Source organism: Phytobacter massiliensis JC163 (assembly GCF_000321045.1).
Lineage (GTDB): Bacteria > Pseudomonadota > Gammaproteobacteria > Enterobacterales > Enterobacteriaceae > Phytobacter_A > Phytobacter_A massiliensis.
In genome coordinates, this window is sequence record NZ_HE578955.1 from 1 (window position 1) to 2,081 (window position 2,081).

The following is a 2,081-nucleotide window of genomic DNA, read 5'->3' on the forward strand; positions in this document are numbered from 1 at the left end:
AGAGATTCCCCGCGTGCGCGAGGACCTGGGTTTCATCCCGCTGGTGACCCCCACCTCGCAGATTGTCGGTACCCAGGCGGTGCTCAACGTCCTCACCGGGGAGCGCTACAAATCCATTGCGAAGGAGACCGCCGGGATTCTGAAAGGCGAGTACGGCCACACCCCGGCTCCGGTGAACGCGGCCTTACAGGCGCGGGTGCTGGAGGGGGCAGAGGCCGTCACCTGCCGCCCGGCGGATTTACTGAAACCGGAGCTGGCACAGCTGGAAGCCGACGTGAAGCGCCAGGCGCAGGAGAAGGGCATTGTGCTGGCTGCAAACGCCATCGAGGACGTGCTCACCGTGGCCCTGTTCCCGCAGCCGGGGATGAAATTCCTCGAAAACCGCAACAACCCGGCGGCCTTTGAGCCGGTGCCGCAGGCGGAAGAAGCCAGACCTGCCGCTGCCCCGGCAAAAGCGGCCGCCTCCGGCGTCTACACCGTGGAAGTGGAAGGGAAAGCCTTTGTGGTCAAAGTCAGCGACGGCGGCGATATCAGCCAGCTGACGGCGGCCACACCGGCTCCTGTTCAGGCTGCCGCACCGGCCCCGGCAGGCGCAGGCACCCCGGTGACCGCCCCGCTGGCGGGCAATATCTGGAAGGTGATTGCGACGGAAGGCCAGACGGTGGCCGAAGGCGACGTGCTGCTGATTCTGGAGGCCATGAAGATGGAGACCGAAATCCGCGCCGCGCAGGCGGGCACGGTGCGCGGTATCGCGGTGAAAGCCGGCGATGCGGTGGCGGTCGGCGACACCCTGATGAGTCTGGCGTAAGGAGCAGAAATGGAAAGTCTGAACGCCCTGGTCCAGGGCATGGGGCTGATGCACCTCCAGGCAGGCCAGGCCATCATGCTGCTGGTGAGCCTGCTGCTGCTGTGGCTGGCGATTGCGAAGAAGTTTGAGCCGTTACTGCTGCTGCCGATTGGCTTCGGCGGCCTGCTGTCGAACATCCCGGAGGCGGGGCTGGCGATGACCGCGCTGGAGAGCCTGCTGGCCCACCACGATGCCGGGCAGCTGGCGGTGATAGCCGCGAAGCTGCACTGCGCCCCGGACGTGCATGCCATCAAGGAAGCACTGGCGCTGGCCCCGCCGTCGGTGCAGGGGCAGATGGAGACGCTGGCCGTGGACATGGGCTACTCCGCCGGAGTGCTGGCGGTGTTCTACAAGGTCGCCATCGGGTCGGGTATTGCCCCGCTGGTGATATTTATGGGGGTGGGGGCGATGACCGACTTCGGCCCGCTGCTGGCCAACCCGCGCACCCTGCTGCTGGGGGCGGCGGCGCAGTTCGGTATCTTCGCCACGGTGCTGGGGGCGCTGACCCTGAACTACTTCGGCATCATCAGCTTCACCCTGCCCCAGGCGGCGGCCATCGGCATCATCGGCGGGGCGGACGGCCCGACGGCGATTTACCTCTCCGGCAAGCTGGCCCCGGAATTACTCGGTGCCATCGCGGTGGCGGCGTATTCGTACATGGCGCTGGTGCCGTTAATCCAGCCGCCGGTGATGAAGCTGCTGACCACGCAGAAGGAGCGGACCATCCGCATGGTGCAACTGCGCACGGTGAGTAAGCGGGAGAAAATCCTCTTCCCGGCGGTGCTCCTGCTGCTGGTGGCCCTGCTGCTGCCGGACGCGGCCCCGCTGCTGGGGATGTTCTGCTTCGGCAACCTGATGCGCGAGAGCGGGGTGGTGGAGCGGCTGAGCGACACGGTGCAGAACGCCTTAATCAATATCGTGACCATCTTCCTCGGCCTGTCGGTGGGCGCGAAGCTGGTGGCGGACAAGTTCCTGCAGCCGCAGACGCTGGGTATCCTGCTGCTGGGGGTGATTGCGTTCTGTATCGGCACGGCGGCCGGGGTGCTGATGGCGAAGCTGATGAACGTGTTCAGTAAGCACAAAATCAACCCGCTGATTGGTTCAGCCGGGGTGTCGGCGGTGCCGATGGCGGCGCGCGTGTCGAATAAGGTGGGGCTGGAGGCCGACCCGCAGAATTTCCTGCTGATGCACGCGATGGGCCCGAACGTGGCGGGGGTGATTGGCTCGGCGATTG

2 protein-coding genes are annotated in these 2,081 nt (G+C 66.0%); both read left to right on the forward strand.

Annotation, left to right across the window (positions count from 1 at the left end; translation table 11 throughout):
- Positions 1-808, forward strand: an 808-nt coding sequence (locus ENTHG_RS23635) for a biotin/lipoyl-containing protein (protein ID WP_044186041.1), incomplete at its 5' end; no start/stop codon positions are given.
- A gap of 9 nt (positions 809-817) precedes the next feature.
- On the forward strand, positions 818-2,081 hold a 1,264-nt coding region (locus ENTHG_RS23640), incomplete at its 3' end, for an oxaloacetate decarboxylase subunit beta (RefSeq protein WP_044186043.1).